This is a genomic window from Pseudomonas sp. IB20 (assembly GCF_009707325.1).
In the GTDB taxonomy this organism is placed as follows: domain Bacteria; phylum Pseudomonadota; class Gammaproteobacteria; order Pseudomonadales; family Pseudomonadaceae; genus Aquipseudomonas.
Genome location: NZ_CP046103.1, coordinates 3,434,978 through 3,455,500 on the forward strand (window position 1 = coordinate 3,434,978; position 20,523 = coordinate 3,455,500).

A 20,523-nucleotide genomic window follows, 5' to 3' on the forward strand; every position below is an offset into this window, starting at 1 on the left:
GCAATGATGCGCCCCATCATAGGTAGGGGGGGTATATTGTGGGCCATATTGCCGCAAACAAAGACAGCCTGATCAAGCGCGTCAAACGCATCGCCGGGCAGCTACAGGCGGTTGAAAAAGCCTTGGAGTCGGACCTCGACTGCGCCAAAACCCTGCACCTGGTGGCCGCCACACGCGGCGCCATCAACGGTTTGATGGAAGAAATCATCGAAGACCACGCCAGAGCCCATGTGGCCGACCCCGCCCTCAGCGAGGAAGCCCGCGCCCGTGGCGTCGAAGAGCTGCTGGAAGCCATTCGGCGGTATTCCAAATGAACGCCGCCCATAGCGCTCACACCCACGAACATGTGTTCCTCGGCTCGGCCCACGACGAAAACGCCAAACGCACCCTGTGGGTCGTGATGTTGACGGTGGTGATGATGGTCGCGGAAATTGCCGCCGGGGCCTTGACCGGTTCCATGGCGTTGCTGGCGGACGGCTTTCACATGGCCACCCACGCGGGCGCGTTGGGCATTGCCGCTGCGGCCTACGCCTACGCCAAACGCAATGCGAGCAACTCACGCTACAGCTTTGGCACCGGCAAAGTCGGCGACCTGGGCGGGTTCGCCTCGGCGCTTATCCTGGCGCTGGTGTCGCTGGGTATCGGTGTCGAGTCGGTGATGCGCTTGCTGCAGCCTACCGAAGTACAGTTCGGTACCGCCACGCTGATTGCGGTGGTGGGGTTGGCGGTGAACATCGTCAGCGCGCTGTTGCTGGGCCACGGTCACAGCCATGGGCACGATCATGATCACGACCATCATGGTCACGACAACAACATGCGCTCAGCCTACGTGCATGTGCTCGCCGATGCGCTGACCTCCGTGCTCGCCATCGCCGCGTTACTGGCTGGGCGTTATCTGGGCTGGGTGTGGCTGGACCCGGCGATGGGCATCGTCGGCGCCGTGGTGATTGCGCGATGGTCCTGGAGCTTGATGCGCACCACCGCCGGCGTGTTGCTGGACCAAACCGATGAACACGTCGCCGCCGAGATCCGCGAACTCGTCGAACAACCTGGCGATGCGACGATTACCGATCTGCACGTGTGGCGCGTGGGCCCGGACGCACATGCCGCCATCGTCAGCGTCGTTGGCCGCTCGACCATAGACGCCGAGAGCATTCGCGAGCGCCTCAAACCGGTCCATGAAGTGAGCCACCTCACCGTTGAATTTCGTGCGGCCTAGCTGCGCGCCCTTGATCAAACCCAGGTGAGACCTTGGCTAAAGATATCGAAAACCCGTGCATCTCCACCTGCCAACTCAGCGGCGATCTATGCGTCAGTTGCGGGCGGAGCAAGGACGACATTCGCAAATGGAAACGCATGAAGCGTCCGGAAAAGATGGCCGCCGTGCAGCGTGCGACATTGCGGTTAAAGGCGTTGAAAAAGACCCAATAGGGCTGGCGCTGCCGCCAGCCTTCGGGGCTCACATCAGGTGCGCCCCACCGAGCCGGTAACCGGCAAATCACCCAGCAGCTTAAGCCCGGTACTCTTCACAAAGGTGTCGTAGTCCATCGGCTTCTGGATGCGCGTTTCAGCGTTGGGCAGCACATAGGCCCAGGCGCGTTTCGACGAGGCGTCGTAGACCAGCTTGAACAGACGCGTGGGCACCCAGACCTTGTTGTTACCGACGGTGCTGTAACCCGCATCAAACAGTGGGCCGGTGAACACAAACACATTGCCGCCGGCACGCACGGCGAACTTGCGCACGTCCGCCTCGACCTTGCTCCAGATCTTGCGGTTGTTGGTGGGGTCTTGCGGCACCATGTTCGACAGCGCGAAGGATTGCGCCATGGCATTCGCACTCGGGGCGTCGGCAGCCGGGGACTGATGGCCACGGTCCACGGCCGGGTGTTGGCTGCGGTAGTCGCTCAACTCGGCGCGAGCGCCTTTAGGGATGCGCGGGTCCGGGTAGAACTGGTTGGTGCGCTCTTCACCCTTGGCGTTTTTCAGTTGGGCCGCATTCAAGCGTTCGACCACTACCAGTGGTGTCTTGCTGGTCTGCGAGTAAAGCACCGCAAAATTGTCCGAACACAACGCCATGGGCTTCATCGAAGTGGGCACGGTGGCGGTGTTGATTGGCCTGGCGCCAGGGAACAGATCGGCGCAGCTGGCAAACGAGGGTTGCTGTTGTTGGCTGGAATAGAGGCCGAGCGCCGCGCGCTGGCTGATCGAGCTTGAGCGGGAGGTGTGTTCCTGTGCGGGGGGCTTGATAAAGTCCAGCAACCCCCGGGCATCTGCCCCGGTGGAGAGCAGAACGAGAGCTGATAGCCCGAGTGCAATTTTGCGCAGGTGCATGCATGACTTCTTTGAAAGGGAGTAAGGCGTCAGGCTCCGAAAAACGGAGCCAAGTGGATGATATTGCAGGGGTTATTGACCTGACCAAGGCCTATTAGTGCCCGGCCACGAAGGGTTTTTCTGTGCCACGTGCGCCCGGCTTGAATCCATGGGCATGAGCGCTCCAGGCAATAGCAAACGCCATGGCGATCAACAGTGCCATCGCCCAGGGAAACAAAACGGAGCCAAGTGGATGATATTGCAGGGGTTATTGACCTGACCAAGGCCTATTAGTGCCCGGCCACGAAGGGTTTTTCTGTGCCACGTGCGCCCGGCTTGAATCCATGGGCATGAGCGCTCCAGGCAATAGCAAACGCCATGGCGATCAACAGTGCCATCGCCCAGGGAAACGACGCGACGCCCCATGTGTCGAGCAACACGCCGCCGACCACGCCGCTGCCGGCAATCGCGCTGTTCCACGCCACCACGTTCAGCGACAGCGCCACATCCGCACCGTCGCCAGCGGCATCCGCCAGGGCGGTTTGCAGCAGCGTGGCAGCGCCGCCGAAGCTCAGCCCCCACACGGCCACGCCAAGGTAAACCACCCAAGGCACGCTGCCCGCCACACCGAACACCACAGACACCAATGCAAAGCTCGCCAGGCTCACCAGAACGGTTTTGCGCAACATCGCCTCAACCAACCTGGCCGTCAGCCAGATCCCGGCCAACGCCGCGATGCCGAACACCAACAGCACCAGATCCACGCGAGTCGTCAGGCCTGCCGGCAGCAAAAACGGGGCGATGTAGGTGTACAGAATGTTGTGCGCCAGCATCCAGCTGATCACCACCGCCAGCACCGGCCGCACGCCAGGCGTGGTCAGCACTTTGGCCAACGACACACGCTGATGCGCAGCCTGCGGCGCGTAGTCCGGGACTTTCACCAGCACCCACACGATCAACACCAGCGTCAGCGCCGACATGAGGCCGAACGTGGTGCGCCAGCCCACCAGGCCACCCAGCCAAGTACCGAGCGGCACGCCCAGTGACAGCGCAATCGGTGTGCCGACCATCGCCAACGCCAGCGCCCTGCCCTGTTGATGCGGCGCGACCATGCGCCGGGCGTAACCGGCCAGCAGGCTCCAGGCCAGCCCCGCCGCGACCCCGGCGAAGAACCGCGCCACCAGGGTCAAACCGTAATGGGACGACAGCGCCGTGATGGAATTGAACAGCAGAAAACCGACGATGGTCAGCAACAGCACATTGCGCCGACGCCAGCCACGGGTGGCGATGGTCATGGGAATTACCGCCAGCACTGAACCCAGCGCGTAGGCGGTGACCATCTGCCCGGCCATCGACGGCGAAATCGCCAGGCCGTCGCTGATCAACGGCAACAGGCCGGCGGGCAGGGTTTCGGTGACGATGCAGATGAAACCGGTCATGGCCAGGGCGAGCAAGGCGCCGATGGGCAAGCGCTCGGACGACGCGGATAAGCTGAGTGAGGGGGTCATGGGTAACTCCTTGAGGCGACTTAAATACTGATCGATACAAATATTGGAAGCAACATCGACATATTGTCAACGACTTATGTATCGACTAGTATTTATCTCGTTCTGCACAGGAGACTGGACATGGCACAAATGGGCCGCCCGCGTAATTTCGACCGCGACCAGGCCGTGGAACAGGCCCTGCACCTGTTCTGGCAGCACGGTTACGACGCCACCTCACTCGCCCAGCTCAAGGCCGGCCTGGGTGGCGGTATCTCCGCGCCGAGTTTTTATGCAGCCTTCGGCTCCAAAGAGGCGCTGTTCGATGAGTGTGTGCAACGCTATTTGGCGACCTACGCCCGGGTCACCGAATGCCTGTGGGACGGCACCCTGCTGCCGCGTAAGGCCCTCGAAACCGCGCTGCGCCAATCGGCGCGCATGCAGTGTGACGATGGGCATCCCAAGGGCTGCATGGTGGCGCTGGGCGTGATGAGCGCACCCAGCCCGGAGAACGCGCGGGTGACGCAGGCATTGACGCAATCGCGCGCGCGAACGCGGGCGGGGATTGTGGCGTGTGTTGAGCGAGGCATCCGTGCCGGTCAACTGCCGGACACGCTTCATGCACCGGCAATGGCGACCGTGTTTGACAGCTTCCTGCAGGGCGTTTCGATCCTGGCGCGCGATGATGTGCCCTACACAGTGATCGACGCGGCGATCAGCCAAATTTTGCTGACGTGGGATATCGCCGCGTCTACGGCGCCGCCCATTCGTCACGACACGCCAGTAAAAAATCCACAAACGCCCGCACCCGATGCGGCACATAGCGCCCATGGGGGTACAGCAAGGTAAACGGTCGCGAGCGCCCACCAAAGGGTTTCAGCACTTCCACGAGTGTGCCGTCAGCCAACCAGGTCTTCGGCATCGGCACTGTGCCCCAAACGCCGATGCAGCCAGCCCCGAAGCCAGCCATGGTGATTCGCATACAACTGGGCGACCGGCGAGGCGATGCTGTCGTCGTGCATGTCAGATCCGCATTAAATGATAATGCTTCTCATTTTATGGCTTTATGGTGGGCGTTGTATAGGGGCTGGGATCGCTGCCATGGGCCAAATCCAAGGCAAAAAAAAGCCTGCATCTCTGCAGGCTTTTCTCTATCTGGCTCCACGACCTGGACTCGAACCAGGGACCCAATGATTAACAGTCATTTGCTCTACCAACTGAGCTATCGCGGAATGCGCCGTATGTTACTGATTAAAAAGAAGAAGTCAAGCACTGAAGGTGCACTCAGCCGAATTCCTACAAATGACCGCTGCAACCTTCTACACCGGGCTGGCCATTTCCTTGGCCAGATCCAGCCAGGCGCGGGCCGCCGGCGGCAGGTGCGCGCTGGCGCGCCAGACCAGGGCGATGTGCCAATCGGTGTGGGGTTCGTCCAAGGGGATCAGGGCGATGCCGGGGTGTTGGTATTTGTGCGCGAGCATGCGTGGCAGGAAGGCGACGCCCAACCCTGCGGAAACCAGGTCGACGATAAAGTCGATTTGCCCACTGCGGGCGGTGACCCGAGGCGTGACGCCTTTGCGTTCGCAGGCGGCGAGGATTTTGGCGTTCAGGGCAAAACCGGCTTCGAACAAGATGAACGGTGAATCGGCCAGGTCAGTGAAGTCGATGCGTTTGCGTCGGGCCAGTGGGTGGCTCATGGGCAACACGGCCATCAGCGGTTCATTGCGCACGGGTTGGTAGTCGAAGCCTTCGTCCGCCGGCAGTAGCAAGGCCGCCAGGTCGACCTCCCCGGCCTCGAGGCATTCGCGCAGGCGTTTGCTGCCGTATTCGGTGAGTTCGATGTCGATGTCGGGGTAGCGCGTGCGATAGGCGGCGAACATCGCCGCAAACAATACGCCGCAGCCGACCGGTGGCAAGCCGATGCGCAGCACGCCGCGCTTGAGGCCGCGCAGGTCGTTGATCTCGGCCACCAGGTCGTTGTGCTCGGCGAGCAACACCAGTGCGCGGCGGTAGGCAATTTCGCCGGCGGCGGTCAGTTCATTCTTGTGGCCGAGGCGATTGAGCAGCGGCGTGCCCAATTCATCTTCCAGCGTCTTGACCGCCTTGCTCACCGTGGATTGGGTCAACGCCACTACGTCAGCCGCTTGGGAGAAGCCGCCCTGGCGCACCACCTCAACAAAGGCACGCAATGTTCGCAGGTTCATCGGTATTCCCTTAGCGACTGGATGCTAGTAATAAAAGTTGTTTTTATCATGCCAGCTTTTTGCTTATCGTGGAGCAACCTTGCTCTGTGGAGAACCCGTTCATGATCATCTCGTCCGCCTCCGACTACCGTGCCGCCGCCAAGCGCAAGCTGCCGCGCTTTCTGTTCGATTACATCGACGGTGGCGCGTACGCCGAGCACACGCTGCGTGCCAACAGTTCGGACCTGGCCGAGATCAGCCTGCGCCAGCGCGTCCTGCGCAATGTCGACAACCTGAGCCTGAAAACCACCCTGTTCGGCCAGGAGTTGGCCATGCCGGTGATCCTCAGCCCCGTCGGCCTGACCGGCATGTACGCACGGCGCGGTGAAGTGCAGGCGGCCAAGGCCGCGGCGAACAAGGGCATCCCGTTCTGCCTGTCGACGGTGTCGGTGTGTTCGATTGAAGAAGTGGCGTCGCAAAGCCCGCAGTCGATCTGGTTCCAGCTGTATGTGCTCAAGGACCGCGGCTTTATGCGCAACGCCCTGGAGCGGGCACAGGCCGCCGGGGTGACCACGCTGGTGTTCACCGTCGACATGCCCACGCCGGGTGCGCGTTACCGCGATGCGCACTCGGGCATGTCCGGGCCGTTCGCGGCTTCGCGACGCATGCTGCAGGCCATCACCAAGCCGCAATGGGCCTTCGATGTAGGGTTGATGGGCCGCCCGCACGACTTGGGCAATATCTCCAAATACCTCGGCAAGCCGACCCACCTGGAAGATTACATCGGCTGGCTGGCGAACAATTTCGACCCCTCGATCAGCTGGAAAGACCTGGAGTGGATCCGCGAGTTCTGGAAAGGCCCGATGATCATCAAAGGCATACTCGACCCCCAGGACGCAAAGGATGCCGTGAGTTTCGGCGCCGACGGTATCGTCGTCTCCAACCACGGCGGCCGTCAGTTGGACGGCGTGCTGTCCACCGCCAAAGCGCTGCCACCGATTGCCGAGGTGGTGGGCGATGACCTCACGGTGCTGGTGGACTCCGGCATTCGCTCCGGGCTCGACGTGGTGCGCATGCTTGCCCTGGGTGCCAAGGGCTGCCTGCTGGGCCGCGCCAACGCCTATGCACTGGCTGCCGATGGCCAGCGCGGGGTGGAGAACCTGCTGGATATTTTCGCTAAGGAAATGCGCGTGGCCATGACCTTGACCGGCGTCACCTCAATCGAGCAGATCGACGCCACACTAACCCTACTGACGTCATTACGCAACGACCTTTTTTGACTTTAAAAATGGTCGTTGATTTATACGGAGTTTTATTAAGTTAAACAAAGTGGCACGAATATCGCTCTAAGCCCTTTCAAGCAGGTTAAGCGATGACAAGACGTGTGGCAGGGCCTAGGGGTTATAACCCCGGGCAAAGCGGTTTAGACTGTTTCCGATGTTTTACAGAACTGAAGGAGCAGTAAGACGCTTGGCATTCGCCACTCTCATCGAGCCTGTAAGACAGTTAAGTGCTTAGAGGCCGTTAGCTTATGAAATCACCAACCCAGACCAACGCAATTGACTTCGACAGTGCAAAATTGCAACGCCTGGGGTTTGGTCAACCAGCCCTTCGTCCCCGCCGTCCCGTCACTTTTAACGAACTGCGCCAGCAACTGGGCCAGCAATTGCAGACCAGCCTGGAGCCGGAGCGCATCCTTGGCCTGTTCTTTCGCGAGGTGCAACGCCTGGTGCCCCTGGACGCGTTGCACTACCGCCATGAACCCAGCGACCTGCGCCTGGAATTCGGCCATCGCGGCCACCACTCGGTGAGCTACACCTTGAGCCATGAAGGCGAGCATTTGGGCGAGCTGATATTCCGTCGCAACCAGCGCTTAATGGACGACGAACTGAGCCAGTTGGAGGCGCTGCTGGCGAGCTTGCTGTACCCGATGCGCAACGCCCTGCTCTACCGTACCGCCACCCGCAGCGCGCTGCGCGATCCATTGACCGAAACCGGCAATCGCATTGCCATGGACCAGACCCTGCAACGGGAAATCGACATGGCCCGGCGGCACCTGAGCCCGCTGTCCTTGCTGATGCTGGACATCGATCACTTCAAGAACATCAACGACACCCACGGTCATGCGGCCGGCGACAAAGTACTGCGCGCCGTGGCCGGCTCGATCAAAAGCCAACTGCGCAACGTGGACATGGTGTTTCGGTTTGGCGGGGAAGAGTTTCTAATCCTGCTGTCGAACACCGGCCGGGATGCGGCAGGCATGGTCGGCGAGCGCTTGCGCCGGGCTGCACACGCTCAGGATTACTGGGCAGATGACACCAAGATCGAATTGACGGTGAGCCTGGGCTGCTCGACCTTGCTGGCCGCCGAGTCGGCCGAAAGCCTATTACGCCGCGCCGACAACGCCTTGTACGTGGCCAAGCGCGAAGGCCGCAACCGCTTGGCAATGGCGGGGTAAGCACCCCGCCATCACCTTTACATCACGCCTCGCTGGCGACGCGTGCTTGACGCTCGCGAATCGCTAGGGGCGCCTTTTCCTTGTCTTTCTCCTTCTCCAAACGCATGCAGCTTTCCAAAAACAGGTACATGTAGTCATAGCTTTTGCACACGGCCTGACGCAGTTCTTCCTGCAAGGTTTTGCTCGGATTCATCCCTGCCAGGGTGCAGATTATTTCGAGCGCTTCCCACGGGTGGGCATCGTCGTACTGCGCGTGCATCTTCAACCATTTCATGGCGCGCTTGCGCTCTTCCTCAGGGAAGGCTGCCGCGTACACACCGGTCGAACACACCACGGCAGACCACTCCCCGGTCGCCCCCTCGATCGCGTAGTTGGTCGCGGCAATCGCAACGATCAACGAATCGGCCGAGCTGGTGTGCCAGCACCAATGGCTCAGTGCGTGCAATTCCGGCGGTACGTTCTGCGCTTGCAACTCTTCCAGGCTCACGCCATGGGCGCGGGCCCAATGTACCCAATAGTCGGCATGGTTCAGTTCCACGCGAATATTACGCATCAGCCACCGGCGCGCCATATCCTCCCCAGGATGGCGGGCAAACTTGGTCTTGGTGAGGTTTTGTGCCATGTACAAGGCAAACTGCTCCACCACTGGCCAGCCACCGATAAGGTAGTGGCGCATGGTCTTGGCGCTGAGCGTGTTATCGCGCATGCGCTGATACAGTTCGTGCTCGACAACTCGGCGCTTGCTCTCGCTACAGGCCTGGATCAATTGTTGCGCCCAGGCAGGGTAACTTGAGGCTTCCATAAGCGGGCCGGTTCTGTTGAAGGTGTCGATCACTGTAAGGCTCCTTTTTTAGTGTGATAGTACAGACCAGCAAATGTTTCAACGGAATGTGCCGGGCGCCTTGAATAACAGAGGCTGCGGCCGCACAGGTCGACACTGCAAGCTATCAAAGGTAAACAATTGCGGGCGTTCAATCAGGTAGCCCTGAGCGTAATCCACACCGATCTCAAGTAAAGCCTGTTCGATTTGCGGTGTTTCAACAAACTCGGCAATGGTGCGCTTACCCATGACGTGGCCGATGTGGTTGATCACTTCGACCATCGCGCGGTTAATCGGGTCGTCCAGCATATCCTTTACGAAACTTCCATCGATCTTCAGGAAGTCTACAGGTAAATGTTTGAGATAGGCGAATGAGGACATTCCGGCACAAAAGTCATCCAGTGAGAAATAGCAACCTAACGCTTTGAGTTCATTAATAAAACGAATCGCACTACCCAAATTTGCGATAGCACTGGTCTCTGTTATTTCAAAACATATCATTTCTGGCGGAATGTTATAAACCGCGAATTTCTCACGCAAAAATCCGAGAAAGTCGTCATCGCCAATAGTAATACCTGACAGATTAATCGCACACATCGCCATTGGCCGGTCTGGCCGCTCAAGCATGCAGTTGGCAATAATCTTGAACACGTTCTCTACCACCCAGCGGTCCAGCGATGTCATCAGGCCATAACGCTCGGCGGCGGGGATAAAACTGTCCGGCAAAATGATCCGACCGGCCTCGTCGTGCAGGCGCAGCAGAATTTCCACATGACCATTGCCGCCTTCGGTGTGGCCCAAAGGCGAAATTTCCTGCGCATACAAGCAAAACCGATTTTCCTCCAGGGCCATGTGCAGGCGCTGCACCCAAGCCATTTCTCCAAACCGCAGGGACAACTCCGAGTCATCGGCATGGTAGACCTGCACGCGGTTGCGGCCCTTTTCCTTGGCCATGTAACAGGCCATGTCGGCGGCGCGCAGCGAGGTTTCCAACGTGGTCGGGGTTTGCGAGATATGCACCAGGCCAATACTGACGGTGGTCATGAACGGTCGGCCTTTCCACACGAAATGCAGGTTTTGCACGGTATGGCGCAGGCTCTCAGCGATCTTCTCCGCAACCGGCGCCGGGCAATTCTCCAAGAGGATGCCAAACTCGTCGCCGCCCAGACGTGCCAGGGTGTCACCCTCGCGCAGGTCCGATTGCAGCAGCGCGCAGATATGCCGCAACAACTCGTCACCGGCAGCATGGCCGCAGGTATCGTTGACCAGCTTGAACTGGTCCAGGTCGAGGAACATCAACGCATGCCGAGCATTTTTCTGCCGTGCTACCCGTTGCAGCACCTGCTCCAGGCGGAACTCGAATTCGCGCCGGTTGGCCAAGCCAGTCAAGGCATCATGGGTCGCTTGCCACGACAGGTTGGCGATGTACTGGCGCTCCTGGGTCATGTCGTGCAGCACCAGCACCGCGCCACTGACCTTACCGGCACTGCGGATCGGCGCGCCCACCAGCGTCACCGAGACCGTACTGCCGTCCACGCGCTGGATCAGCTTGGAATGCTCGCTGCCGCCACTGAGTTCGCCCTTGATGATGTGCTCGATCAGGGTAAAGCCGTCAGGCTCGGCATTTTCATCGAGCAGGCTGAACAACGCGGCCAAGGGCAAGCCTTGAGCCTGGGCGGTCTTCCAGTGGGTCAGCGCCTCGGCCGCCGGGTTCATGTAGGCGATAGCGCCGTCGACATCGGTGGTGATCACGCCGTCACCAATCGACTCCAGGGTAATCTGCGCCCGCTCCTTCTCCGCTTGAAGCGCGCTGGCAAACTCATGGCGCTGGGTCAGCAGCTTGTGCGTGCGCAGCAGCGCCAGGGCGATCAGGCCCAAGGCCGTGGCCAGATTGGTGATCAACAACAGCCGCAGGATGACCCGCGAGCCCTCGCCCAAGGCATCGCTGAACGCCTTCGCCGCCGGTGTGACGCCATCGTTAATGGCCGTGATGCGCGTCTTCCAGTCCCGTACATCGTTGCTGTTGACTTGATTGGTGCGGATCGCTTGGTGCATCGCCTGAGCCAAGTCATCCAACTGCACCAGATAACCGTCGCCCACAGTCCACAGTTCAATGGCTTTTTCCAAGTAGCTGAAATGGCGAAAATTGAGGTACAGCCAGATCAGGCTGGACACGTCATCAGGGTGGTTGCCGCCCTTGAGGATGCCCAGGCGCGCGGCGGGAAGGTCGGGGCTGACGCGATCCAGGGCGACACGTAACTCATGCCCGCCCTGGGGCACGGCGATGGCTTGCTGGTATTTGAGGTAAGTGGCAGGGTCGCGATTATCGGCGTAGAGGGTCAGGTAGTAGATAGCGTCTTTCTGGCCCTTGGACCATAAGCTCTCACCCGCCACATAACCCCGCACCGCTGAAAGCACGTACAGACTGACGCTGCCTAACAATGCCTGGAACAGTACAACGGCAATAAAGGGCCAGACGATGCCCAGCAGCCGAGGTCTGATTAACGTCGCTCCGAGAGTCCGCTTCTGCTTCATGAAGTCCCTTGCACATGCACAGCTTAATACGCACGCGAAAATCCGCTCCCGATAGCACAGCTTAGGCTAACTCAACGCACTTGTTGCAGGTGCCCGTAAAGTTTGGCGTACAACCCACCCTCCGCGATCAATTGCTGATGGTCGCCATCTTCGGCGATATGCCCACCATCAAACACTAACACCCGGTCAGCCTGTTTCACCGCTGAAAGCCGGTGAGCGATGATCAGTGTAGTACGCCCACTGAGAAACCGCGCCAACGCTTGGTGCAAGTTGTACTCGGTGGCGGCGTCCAAGGCGGAGGTGGCCTCATCCAGAATCACCACTTTAGGCTCGGCCAGCACCATTCGCGCGATGGCCAGGCGTTGGCGCTGACCGCCGGAGAAACGCACGCCGGAGCGCCCCACCACACTGTCCAGGCCCAAAGGTAGCGCCTTGACGGTAGCATCCAGCTGGGCGATTTCCAGCGCCTGCCAGCACGCCTGGTCCGAACGCGAACGGCCCATGGTCAGGTTGGCGCGCACGGTATCGTTGAACAATGCCGGGTGTTGCAACACCACGGCGACGTTCTCGCGGATGGTCGCAAGGCCGATTTCCTGCTGGGTGGCGCCGCCGAAACGAATACTGCCGGCCTGCGGCGTATAAAGCCCCAGCAGCAGTTGCACCAAGGTACTTTTACCGCCGCCGCTGGCGCCGACAATCGCCACCTTCTCGCCCGGCGCGATAACCAGGTTCAGTTGGTTGAGCACCAGCTCTTCGCCGTAGCCGAAATCGAGGCCGCGCACTTCGATGCCGACCGTCTCACGCCCGGTGAACGGGTCTGCGCCACCGGCGTATTGCGGCTCGTCGGCACGCGCCAGCAGCTCGTTGATCCGCGTCAACGCCCCGCCCGCGGCGTAGTAGGCGTATTGCAGGTTCAGCAGTTGCTCCACCGGGCCGATCATGAACCACAGGTAGCTGAACACCGCGAGCATCTGGCCGATGGACAAGTCGGAAAACAGCACCGTGAGCATCGCCGCCGCGCGAAAGATGTCGATGCCGAACTGGAACAACAAGCCACTGGCGCGGCTGGAGGCGTCGGTTTTCCATTGTGAGTGAATGGCGTAGTCGCGCACCTCCTGGGCACGCTGGCCGAGGCGCCCGAGGAAAAAGCCCTGGCGGTTGCCGGCGCGCACTTCTTGGATGGCATCAAGGGTTTCGGTCAACGCCTGGGTGAAACGCGAGGTGCTGTCGTTCTCGAGCTTCTTCAGGTGTTTGACGCGCTTGCCCAACTGCACTGTGGCGTAGATCACCAGCGGGTTGAACAGCAAGATCAGCAGCGCCAACTGCCAGTGCATCCACACCAGAATCGCCGAGGTGCCGACCAACGTGAGCATGGCCACCAAGAAGCGGCTGAGGGTTTCGCCGACAAACTTGTCCAGCGTGTCCAGGTCGGTGACCAAGTGCGTGGTGACCGTGCCGCTGCCCAGGCTTTCGTATTCGCCGAGGGAAATGCGCTTGAGCCGTTCGATCAGGCGTACGCGGATGCGGTACACGATGTCCTTGGCCAGCCGCGCAAACAGCCGCGCCTGCACCACGTTGAACACCAATGCGCCACAGCGCAGGAACAGCGTCACCAGCAGCATCAAGCCGATATAACCGGCAGCCTTCTGCCACCCCAGAGGCAATGCGTTGTTCATCACCTTGAGCGCGGCATCGCCATGGCCCAGCAGCACTTCGTCCACCAGCAGGGGCAACAGCAAGGGGATGGGCACGCTGCACAGAGTCGCCAGCACGGCGACGCCATTGGCGATCCACAGGGCTTTTTTGTGACGCAGGGCCAGGCGGCGAATTTCCGCCCAGGTCAGTCGATCGGTGCGCTTGGGCTGCTCAGAAAGGTCGGGCTGGTCATGCCCAGGCTCGTCATGCACAGGTGGCGCGCTCCAACCAACGGGCGAGCAAGGGCGACAGCTCGGACAGCGGCTGGTAGCCGTTGGTCAGTAACGCAAGCTGGCCATTACGCTCGGCCAACAGCGTCGGGAAGCCGGCAATGCCCAAATCCTGCACCCACGTGAAGTCGGCGGCTGTTGCGGCGTGTTGCTCGGCGCGGTCGAACGCACCGGCGAACTCGATGCGCGGGATGCCCGCCGCCTCGGCCAGCTCTACCAGCACGCTGGCGAGGGTCACATCGCGGCCCTCGACATAAAACGCGCGCTGGATCAGCCCCAGCAGTTTCCAGGCACAATCCGGTGCCAGGCTGCGCGCCGTAACGATGGCGCGGCACGCAGGCTCGGTGTCATAGACAAAGCCGTCGGGCAAGGCGCCTTCATGCTTGAACGGCTGGCCGGTGGCCTCGGTGACCGCCTGCCAGTGTTCGAGGATGTAGCGCCGGGTGGTCGGCTCCAACGCCGCGCCGCTGCCGGTGCGCAAGCCGCCCACCACCAGGTGCAGCTCCACGCCTGCGGCCTGGGCCTGCTCCACCAACGCCTCGGCCACCGGAGCAAAGCCCCAGCACCAGGAACACATCGGGTCCATCACATAGAGCAGGCGCGCGGGCATTGGGTCAGGCCTCGGAAGGGGTTTGCTTATAGTTGAAACCAATCGGGTGCGGCATGTTGCGGGCCTTGGCCAGCTCAATCTGCTTTTGCCGGTCTATGGCGCTGCGACGGGTCTTCTCCGGCAGCTTATCCCAGCAATGCGGGCAACTGATGCCAGCCACATAGTGCTCGGACGCACGGTCTTCTACGCTGACCGGTGTGCGGCAGGCATGACATTGATCGTAGTCGCCTTCGCTCAAGTCGTGGCGCACGGTCACGCGGTTGTCGAACACAAAGCAGTCGCCCTGCCACTTGGTTTCTGCCTGCGGCACCTCTTCGAGGTACTTCAGGATGCCGCCCTTGAGGTGGTAAACCTCGTCAAAGCCTTCGCTGAGCATGTAGCTCGACGCCTTTTCGCAACGAATGCCGCCGGTACAGAACATGGCGACTTTCTTGTGCTTGGCGGGGTCGAAGTTGGCTTTGATATAGTCGGGAAATTCGCGAAAACTGGTGGTTTTCGGGTCGATTGCGCCCTCAAAGGTGCCGATCGACACTTCGTAATCGTTGCGGGTATCGATCAACAGCACTTCGGGGTCGCTGATTAGCGCATTCCAGTCTTGCGGGTTGACGTAGGTGCCGACTTTTTTGTTCGGGTCGACGCCTTCGACGCCCAGGGTCACGATCTCTTTCTTGAGCTTGACCTTGGTGCGGTAGAACGGTTGGTCATCGCAGTACGACTCTTTGTGGTCGATATCGTCCATGCGTGGGTCATTCTTCAGCCAGGCCATCAGGCCATCAATGCCTTCGCGGCTGCCGGAAACGGTGCCGTTGATGCCTTCTTCGGCGATCAGCAAGGTGCCTTTGATGCCGTTGTCGACCATTGCCTGCAGCAGTGGCTCGCGCAGGGCGACGTAATCTTCGAGGGTGACGAACTTATACAGTGCCGCCACGACGATCGGTTGAGTCATCGGTGTTATCTCCAGGTGGCTACCCTCGTAAGGGGTGAACCGGATTTAGAAAAATGCAGGCCAAGCCGCGCGGCGCGCATTCTAACAAAACCGCGACGCGTCGAACGATATTCAATGCCCGCCGGCGCAGGTCGGCGAGGCCGGGGCTGCGTCGATTCTCGCCCATTCTTCAGGCGTGTAGGTATGCAGCGCCAACGCATGAAATTCGCTCATCAGGTCACCCAACGTGGCGTAGACCGTCTGGTGGCGCTTGACGCGGTTAAGCCCCTCGAACTGCTGGCTGACCAGCACGGCCTTGAAGTGGGTCTGCAACCCACGGCTGTGCATGTGGCTTTCATCCAGCACGCTCATGTGTTGCGGGCTCAGGGCGGCGAGCGCCGTTTCGATACGCTGTTGCATGGTCATTCCTGCTTACTTCTTCTTGGCCGGTGCAGCAGCTTTAGGCGTCAGCTCGTTGGTCATGTCTTCCAACAGCTTGTTCACCACCGGCACGGCGCTTTCCAGCTTGGCCTGGGTCATCTGCGCCGATTGCTGGGTCAGTTGCGGCATTTTTTCCAGGACTTTCTTGCCCAGTGGTGACTGGTAGAACGCAACCAGGTCCTTGAGCTCGGATTCGCTGAAGTTAGTGGTGTAGAGCTTGACCATGTCCGGTTTCAGCTTCGGCCAGCCGATAGCCTGGTCTAGGGCGGCGTTAGCCTTGGCCTGGTAGGTGTCCAGTACGGACTGCTTGGCGGCAGGCGCCTTGGTCTGTTCGAAACGCTGGGCGAACATTTGCTGCACTTGCATGTACACCGGGGTACCCAGCTTGTCAGCGTGGGCCAGGGTAAGGAAGGCTTCGGCACTGGCGTTATGGCTGGCGGTATCGGCAAAGACTTGGCCGCTGGCGCAAACCAGAGCAACCGCGGTACAGATGGCACGAAGACGAGTCATCGAGTTTCCTTTCTAGCAGGCGAGGTAAGACCCCAAGGGCGCCCATTCTGCGCCTAAAAAACCTCCCGGCTCAACCCCAGGCCCTGTTGGGCCTGGTTTTGCGGGACTTGCATCCGATGAAAAGTCTTTTAGGGAACCCCCAAAGCCCATCACGGCCTAAACTGCGCAAACGAACCTGAAGGAGTGTGCCCGATGAGCCGTATCGAAACCGACAGCCTGGGAGAAGTCCATGTCCCGGATGACGCTTACTGGGGCGCGCAGACCCAACGTTCACTGGTGAACTTCGCCATCGGCGAGCAACGCATGCCATTGGCGGTACTGCACGCCCTGGCCCTGATCAAGAAAGCTGCGGCGCGGGTCAACGACCGCAATGGCGATTTGCCCGCCGACATCGCCCGCCTGATCGAACAGGCCGCCGATGAAGTGCTCGACGGTCAACATGACGACCAGTTCCCGCTGGTGGTGTGGCAGACCGGCAGCGGCACCCAGAGCAACATGAACGCCAACGAAGTGATCGCCGGCCGTGCCAACGAGCTGTCGGGCAAGACCCGCGGCGGCAAGAGCCCGGTGCACCCTAACGATCATGTGAACCGCTCCCAGAGTTCCAACGACTGCTTCCCCACCGCCATGAGCATCGCGACGGTGCAGGCGGTGAACAAACAGCTGCTGCCGGCGATCACCCACCTGTCGGGTGGGCTGGCGGAACTGTCGGCGCGGCACATGAAGCTGGTCAAGACCGGCCGCACCCACATGATGGACGCCACGCCGATCACCTTTGGCCAGGAAGTCTCAGCGTTTATCGCACAGCTCGATTACGCCGAACGCGCGATCCGCAGCGCCCTGCCCCCAGTCTGCGAACTGGCCCAAGGCGGCACCGCCGTCGGTACCGGGCTCAATTCGCCCCACGGCTTTGGCGAGGCGATTGCCGCCGAACTGGCCGCGCTGTCAGGGCTGCCATTCGTCACCGCACCGAACAAATTTGCCGCCCTCTCCGGCCATGAGCCGCTGGTAACCCTGCACGGCGCCCTAAAAACCCTGGCCGTGGCCCTGATGAAACTCGCCAACGACCTGCGCCTGCTCGGCTCCGGCCCACGCGCCGGGTTGGCAGAAGTGAAACTGCCGGCCAACGAGCCGGGCAGCTCGATCATGCCGGGCAAGGTCAACCCCACGCAGTGCGAAGCGCTGTCGATGCTGGCCTGCCAGGTGCTGGGCAATGACGTGACCATCGGCATTGCCGCCAGCCAAGGCCACTTGCAGTTGAACGTGTACAAGCCGGTGATCATCCACAACCTGCTGGAGTCGATCCGCCTGCTGGCCGACGGTTGCAACAACTTCCAGGAACACTGCATCGCCGGCCTTGAGCCCGACGCCGAGCAAATGGCCGAGCACCTGGAGCGCGGCCTGATGCTGGTGACAGCGCTCAACCCGCACATCGGCTACGACAAGTCGGCGCAGATCGCCAAAAAGGCTTACGCCGAAGGCCTGACGCTACGCGAGGCTGCGCTGGACCTGGGCTACCTCACCGATGAAGAGTTCGACCAGTGGGTACGCCCGGAAAACATGCTGGAAGCCGGTCATTAAGCTCAGGCTTTTGATCTGCTTTTGATCTGCTTTTGATCTTGATCTTGATCTAAGGCGCCCCGTTAACCACGATGGCCGAACGCAGGCTTGAATCCGTGGGTAACCCGGCAGGACGCCGGGTTAGCCGCGCTGGGCCAAGGATGGCCCATCTGTAAGAGCGGAACCATACTCAGCCGTTACCGCAGCAACGGATATGTACTCCGAATAGATACCCCAGCCAACCCACATACCGCCATCGCAGGCAAGCCAGCTCCCACATTTGAACCGGTTTACAAAAAATAAAGCTTCGCCGCCGCCTCGCCGGCCATTAAGACGCCAGCCGCACCCGCCGCGCCCTGAGCCCAGCCAGCAACGACGGCGCCAGCGCCACAGTCGCCGACCCCAACACCACCACCAACGCCCCGGCGTAACCCAGAGCATTAATCTCTTCGGCCTGCACAAAATCCGGCCATAACCACGCCGCCAACGCCACCGCCACAAACGTCACCAACGGCGTCAACGCCAACGTCGCACTGACCCGCGAAGCCTCCCAATGCGCCAGGGCTTCGGCAAACGCACCGTAAGCCACCAGCGTATTCATGCAGCACGCCAGCAACAGCCAGCCCTGCAGCGGGCTCAACTGCAACGCCTCCAGCGGATGCGCCCACGGCGTGAGCAGCACGGCGCACGACAGATAAATCACCATCATCACCTGCAGCGAATTCCACACCGTCAGCAACTGCTTCTGACCCAAGGCATAAAACACCCAAATGGTCGTAGCGAGCAGAATCGTCAACACCCCGGCGGTGTAGGTGCCCAAGGAGGTCAGCATTTCTACCAGGCGCTGGTTGAAAAACAGCCCGAAGCCAATGATCAGCACCACCAGGCCCATGCCTTGCCCCAGGCTGAAACGCTCCTTGAACACAAACACGCTGGCGACCATCAGAAAGATCGGCCCCATCTGCACCACCAACTGCGCCGTGCCAGGGCTGAGCATTTTCAGCCCGACCAGATACAGCACGTAGTTGCCCACCAGCCCGCACACCGCCATGGCTACCAGCCAGCCGCCCTTGGGACCCAGGACCTTGCGGCTGGGCAGGCGTTTGGTGAGGGCCAGGTAGATAAATAAGCAGCTGCCGGCGACGATCAGGCGAAACCAGGTGACGGTCACCGGGTCCATCACCTGTAGCACTTGTTTGAGTTTGATCGGCAGAATGCCCCACAGAAACGCGGTCAGCAGGGTCAAGCCGAAGCCATAGACCCAGCGGCCGGAAGAGATGTGCATGAGTGCCCCGAATGCCTGAGGAAGTGGAACGGGCATTCTAGGTGGACCAAGGGGGGCCTTGGCGAGCGATATTTTCCACAACACCCCAAATCAAAGGTGGGAGCTGGCTTGCCTGCGATGGCGGTGGGTCAGACAAAAAAATCTCGACTGATACACAAATCTCGACTGATACACCGCCATCGCAGGCAAGCCAGCGCCCACATGGGCCCATGTTTTTCCAGTGAGATTTAGCGTACGGCTTCAAACAGGCCGGTGGCGCCCATGCCGCCGCCCACGCACATGGTGACAATGCCGTAACGCAGATTGCGTCGTTGCAGCTCGCGAACCAAATGCCCGACTTGCCGCGAACCGGTCATGCCGAAGGGGTGCCCAATCGAGATCGAGCCGCCGTTGACGTTGTACTTGGCGTTATCAATTTCCAACCGGTCACGCGCATACAGGCACTGCGAGGCAAACGCTTCATTGAGTTCCCACAGGTCGATATCCGCCACCTGCAAGCCCTTGGCCTTGAGCAACTTGGGCACCGAGAACACCGGGCCGATGCCCATCTCGTCCGGCTCACAACCGGCCACGGTAAAGCCTCGGAAAAACGCCTTGGGCTTGAGGCCCAATTGCAGGGCTTTTTCCAGGCTCATCACCAGCGTCATCGAGGCGCCGTCGGAGAGCTGCGAGGAGTTGCCGGCTGTCACCGAGCCATCCTCGGCGAAGACCGGTTTCAACCCTTGCAGGCTGGCGAGCGTGGTGTCAGGTCGGTTGCAGTCGTCGCGATCAACCACGCCCTCCAGCACCTGCACTTCGCCGGTGTGCTTGTCCTCGACCTTGTACTTCACCGCCATCGGCACGATCTCATCACTGAACAAACCATCAGCCTGGGCCTGGGCGGTGCGCTGCTGGCTTTGCAGGGCGTACAGGTCTTGCTCCTCACGGCTGACGTGATAACGGCGCGCGACAATCTCAGCCGTCTGGCCCATGGGGAAGTAGATGCCCGGCACCTGCTCTTTAAGCAGCGGGTTGATCAGGTTGTCCGTGTTGACGCTTTTCATGGTCAGGCTGATCGACTCAACGCCACCGGCGACGATAATGTCGCTGCAACCCGAGGCAATCTGGTTGGCGGCAATGGCAATCGCCTGCAAGCCTGAGGAGCAGAAGCGGTTAAGGGTCATCCCAGCGGTACCGGCGCCCAATTGCGAGAGCACCGCCACATTGCGCCCGATGTTGTAGCCCTGGGCACCTTCATTGGAGCCGGCACCGACGATGCAATCCTCGACCGTCGCCGGGTCGATGCCATGGCGAGTCAGCAGGGCGTTGACGCAATGGGCCGCCATGTCATCGGGACGGGTCTGGTTGAACTTGCCGCGAAAGGATTTGGCCAGGCCGGTTCGCACGCTGTCGACGATCACTACTTCACGCATGGGCTACCTCGATCTTGTCGTTGTTGGGAGATGGATCGAGGATAGAACCGGGCCCTCCTGACTGC

The 20,523-nt window shown here is 60.6% G+C and carries 19 protein-coding genes, 1 tRNA gene and 1 pseudogene; 7 read left to right on the forward strand and 14 right to left on the reverse strand.

Annotation, left to right across the window (positions count from 1 at the left end):
• Positions 1 to 38: 38 nt before the first annotated feature.
• From GJU48_RS15920 to GJU48_RS15930, 3 genes are read left to right on the forward strand one after another with little or no spacing between them, the layout of a single operon-like run.
• Positions 39 to 314: a metal/formaldehyde-sensitive transcriptional repressor gene (locus GJU48_RS15920; protein ID WP_083357626.1), complete on the forward strand. Its 276-nt coding sequence runs from the start codon at positions 39 to 41 to the stop codon at positions 312 to 314.
• A complete protein-coding gene (gene dmeF / locus GJU48_RS15925) occupies positions 311 to 1,219 on the forward strand; it encodes a CDF family Co(II)/Ni(II) efflux transporter DmeF (RefSeq protein ID WP_094949859.1) in 909 nt (302 codons plus the stop codon). The genes GJU48_RS15920 and dmeF overlap by 4 nt, the downstream gene beginning before the upstream one ends.
• Before the next feature lie 32 nt (positions 1,220 to 1,251).
• A complete protein-coding gene (locus GJU48_RS15930) occupies positions 1,252 to 1,431 on the forward strand; it encodes a DUF1289 domain-containing protein (RefSeq protein ID WP_094949860.1) in 180 nt (59 codons plus the stop codon).
• 33 nt (positions 1,432 to 1,464) lie between these two features.
• Here the strand turns inward: GJU48_RS15930 and GJU48_RS15935 are convergent, their stop codons facing one another.
• Complete coding sequence (locus tag GJU48_RS15935) at positions 1,465 to 2,331, reverse strand: DNA/RNA non-specific endonuclease (protein WP_094949861.1); 867 nt, start codon at positions 2,329 to 2,331, stop codon at positions 1,465 to 1,467.
• 269 nt (positions 2,332 to 2,600) lie between these two features.
• A complete protein-coding gene (locus GJU48_RS15940) occupies positions 2,601 to 3,818 on the reverse strand; it encodes an MFS transporter (RefSeq protein WP_094949862.1) in 1,218 nt (405 codons plus the stop codon).
• Positions 3,819 to 3,938: 120 nt separating this feature from the next.
• Between GJU48_RS15940 and GJU48_RS15945 the strand changes: the two genes are divergently transcribed.
• The gene (locus tag GJU48_RS15945; protein ID WP_094949863.1) at positions 3,939 to 4,643 is read left to right on the forward strand and encodes a TetR/AcrR family transcriptional regulator; all 705 of its coding nucleotides are present in this window, start codon (positions 3,939 to 3,941) and stop codon (positions 4,641 to 4,643) included.
• A 59-nt stretch (positions 4,644 to 4,702) separates the two neighbouring features.
• Here the strand turns inward: GJU48_RS15945 and GJU48_RS15955 are convergent.
• From GJU48_RS15955 to GJU48_RS15965, 3 genes and pseudogenes are all read right to left on the reverse strand, one after another.
• A pseudogene (locus GJU48_RS15955) lies at positions 4,703 to 4,816 on the reverse strand (sigma-70 family RNA polymerase sigma factor); the annotation flags it as partial.
• A gap of 134 nt (positions 4,817 to 4,950) precedes the next feature.
• Positions 4,951 to 5,026 (reverse strand) — tRNA-Asn (locus tag GJU48_RS15960).
• Positions 5,027 to 5,113: 87 nt separating this feature from the next.
• Entirely contained in the window at positions 5,114 to 5,998 is an 885-nt protein-coding gene (locus GJU48_RS15965; RefSeq protein WP_094949868.1) for a LysR family transcriptional regulator, read from the reverse strand.
• Positions 5,999 to 6,099: 101 nt separating this feature from the next.
• On the opposite strand from GJU48_RS15965, the gene lldD reads away from it, so the two are divergent.
• Positions 6,100 to 7,257, forward strand: a complete 1,158-nt coding sequence (gene lldD, locus GJU48_RS15970) for an FMN-dependent L-lactate dehydrogenase LldD (protein ID WP_155296042.1) — start codon at positions 6,100 to 6,102, stop codon at positions 7,255 to 7,257.
• A 251-nt stretch (positions 7,258 to 7,508) separates the two neighbouring features.
• The gene (locus GJU48_RS15975) at positions 7,509 to 8,435 is read left to right on the forward strand and encodes a GGDEF domain-containing protein (RefSeq protein WP_083357601.1); all 927 of its coding nucleotides are present in this window, start codon (positions 7,509 to 7,511) and stop codon (positions 8,433 to 8,435) included.
• A 22-nt stretch (positions 8,436 to 8,457) separates the two neighbouring features.
• Here the strand turns inward: GJU48_RS15975 and GJU48_RS15980 are convergent, their stop codons facing one another.
• From GJU48_RS15980 to GJU48_RS16010, 7 genes are all read right to left on the reverse strand, one after another.
• Entirely contained in the window at positions 8,458 to 9,237 is a 780-nt protein-coding gene (locus GJU48_RS15980; protein ID WP_371917655.1) for a TenA family transcriptional regulator, read from the reverse strand.
• Between the two features lie 78 nt (positions 9,238 to 9,315).
• Positions 9,316 to 11,790, reverse strand: a complete 2,475-nt coding sequence (locus tag GJU48_RS15985) for an EAL domain-containing protein (RefSeq protein WP_094949872.1) — start codon at positions 11,788 to 11,790, stop codon at positions 9,316 to 9,318.
• Between the two features lie 71 nt (positions 11,791 to 11,861).
• Positions 11,862 to 13,697: an ABC transporter ATP-binding protein gene (locus tag GJU48_RS15990; RefSeq protein ID WP_094949873.1), complete on the reverse strand. Its 1,836-nt coding sequence runs from the start codon at positions 13,695 to 13,697 to the stop codon at positions 11,862 to 11,864.
• A complete protein-coding gene (locus tag GJU48_RS15995; RefSeq protein WP_176462909.1) occupies positions 13,690 to 14,292 on the reverse strand; it encodes a DsbA family protein in 603 nt (200 codons plus the stop codon). The genes GJU48_RS15990 and GJU48_RS15995 overlap by 8 nt, the downstream gene beginning before the upstream one ends.
• A gap of 37 nt (positions 14,293 to 14,329) precedes the next feature.
• Positions 14,330 to 15,271: an oxygen-dependent tRNA uridine(34) hydroxylase TrhO gene (trhO, locus tag GJU48_RS16000; protein ID WP_094949875.1), complete on the reverse strand. Its 942-nt coding sequence runs from the start codon at positions 15,269 to 15,271 to the stop codon at positions 14,330 to 14,332.
• A gap of 111 nt (positions 15,272 to 15,382) precedes the next feature.
• On the reverse strand, positions 15,383 to 15,676 hold the full coding sequence (locus tag GJU48_RS16005) for a BolA family protein (protein ID WP_094949881.1): 294 nt from the start codon (positions 15,674 to 15,676) through the stop codon (positions 15,383 to 15,385).
• A 6-nt stretch (positions 15,677 to 15,682) separates the two neighbouring features.
• Positions 15,683 to 16,201, reverse strand: coding sequence for a DUF2059 domain-containing protein (locus GJU48_RS16010; protein ID WP_094949882.1), 519 nt, complete (start codon positions 16,199 to 16,201; stop codon positions 15,683 to 15,685).
• A gap of 192 nt (positions 16,202 to 16,393) precedes the next feature.
• Here GJU48_RS16010 and GJU48_RS16015 point away from each other — a divergent pair, with 192 nt between their 5' ends.
• The gene (locus GJU48_RS16015) at positions 16,394 to 17,782 is read left to right on the forward strand and encodes a class II fumarate hydratase (protein WP_094949883.1); all 1,389 of its coding nucleotides are present in this window, start codon (positions 16,394 to 16,396) and stop codon (positions 17,780 to 17,782) included.
• A 307-nt stretch (positions 17,783 to 18,089) separates the two neighbouring features.
• Here GJU48_RS16015 and GJU48_RS16020 read toward each other — a convergent pair whose 3' ends face one another.
• Positions 18,090 to 19,046 carry a DMT family transporter gene (locus GJU48_RS16020; RefSeq protein WP_094953527.1) on the reverse strand — a complete coding sequence of 319 codons (957 nt, stop codon included), beginning with the start codon at positions 19,044 to 19,046 and terminating at the stop codon, positions 18,090 to 18,092.
• 227 nt (positions 19,047 to 19,273) lie between these two features.
• Positions 19,274 to 20,458: a thiolase family protein gene (locus GJU48_RS16025; RefSeq protein ID WP_094953528.1), complete on the reverse strand. Its 1,185-nt coding sequence runs from the start codon at positions 20,456 to 20,458 to the stop codon at positions 19,274 to 19,276.
• Between the last annotated feature and the right edge of the window lie 65 nt (positions 20,459 to 20,523).

Bases quoted from the DNA above. Each gene is read 5' to 3' on its own strand.
- dmeF (WP_094949859.1), top strand. From the start codon at position 311: ATGAACGCCGCCCATAGCGCTCACACCCACGAACATGTGTTCCTCGGC.
- GJU48_RS15935 (WP_094949861.1), bottom strand. From the start codon at position 2,331: ATGCACCTGCGCAAAATTGCACTCGGGCTATCAGCTCTCGTTCTGCTC.
- GJU48_RS15940 (WP_094949862.1), bottom strand. From the start codon at position 3,818: ATGACCCCCTCACTCAGCTTATCCGCGTCGTCCGAGCGCTTGCCCATC.
- GJU48_RS15945 (WP_094949863.1), top strand. From the start codon at position 3,939: ATGGCACAAATGGGCCGCCCGCGTAATTTCGACCGCGACCAGGCCGTG.
- GJU48_RS15965 (WP_094949868.1), bottom strand. From the start codon at position 5,998: ATGAACCTGCGAACATTGCGTGCCTTTGTTGAGGTGGTGCGCCAGGGC.
- lldD (WP_155296042.1), top strand. From the start codon at position 6,100: ATGATCATCTCGTCCGCCTCCGACTACCGTGCCGCCGCCAAGCGCAAG.
- GJU48_RS15975 (WP_083357601.1), top strand. From the start codon at position 7,509: ATGAAATCACCAACCCAGACCAACGCAATTGACTTCGACAGTGCAAAA.
- GJU48_RS15980 (WP_371917655.1), bottom strand. From the start codon at position 9,237: ATGGAAGCCTCAAGTTACCCTGCCTGGGCGCAACAATTGATCCAGGCC.
- GJU48_RS15985 (WP_094949872.1), bottom strand. From the start codon at position 11,790: ATGAAGCAGAAGCGGACTCTCGGAGCGACGTTAATCAGACCTCGGCTG.
- GJU48_RS15995 (WP_176462909.1), bottom strand. From the start codon at position 14,292: ATGTGTTCCTGGTGCTGGGGCTTTGCTCCGGTGGCCGAGGCGTTGGTG.
- trhO (WP_094949875.1), bottom strand. From the start codon at position 15,271: ATGACTCAACCGATCGTCGTGGCGGCACTGTATAAGTTCGTCACCCTC.
- GJU48_RS16005 (WP_094949881.1), bottom strand. From the start codon at position 15,676: ATGACCATGCAACAGCGTATCGAAACGGCGCTCGCCGCCCTGAGCCCG.
- GJU48_RS16010 (WP_094949882.1), bottom strand. From the start codon at position 16,201: ATGACTCGTCTTCGTGCCATCTGTACCGCGGTTGCTCTGGTTTGCGCC.
- GJU48_RS16015 (WP_094949883.1), top strand. From the start codon at position 16,394: ATGAGCCGTATCGAAACCGACAGCCTGGGAGAAGTCCATGTCCCGGAT.
- GJU48_RS16020 (WP_094953527.1), bottom strand. From the start codon at position 19,046: ATGCACATCTCTTCCGGCCGCTGGGTCTATGGCTTCGGCTTGACCCTG.
- GJU48_RS16025 (WP_094953528.1), bottom strand. From the start codon at position 20,458: ATGCGTGAAGTAGTGATCGTCGACAGCGTGCGAACCGGCCTGGCCAAA.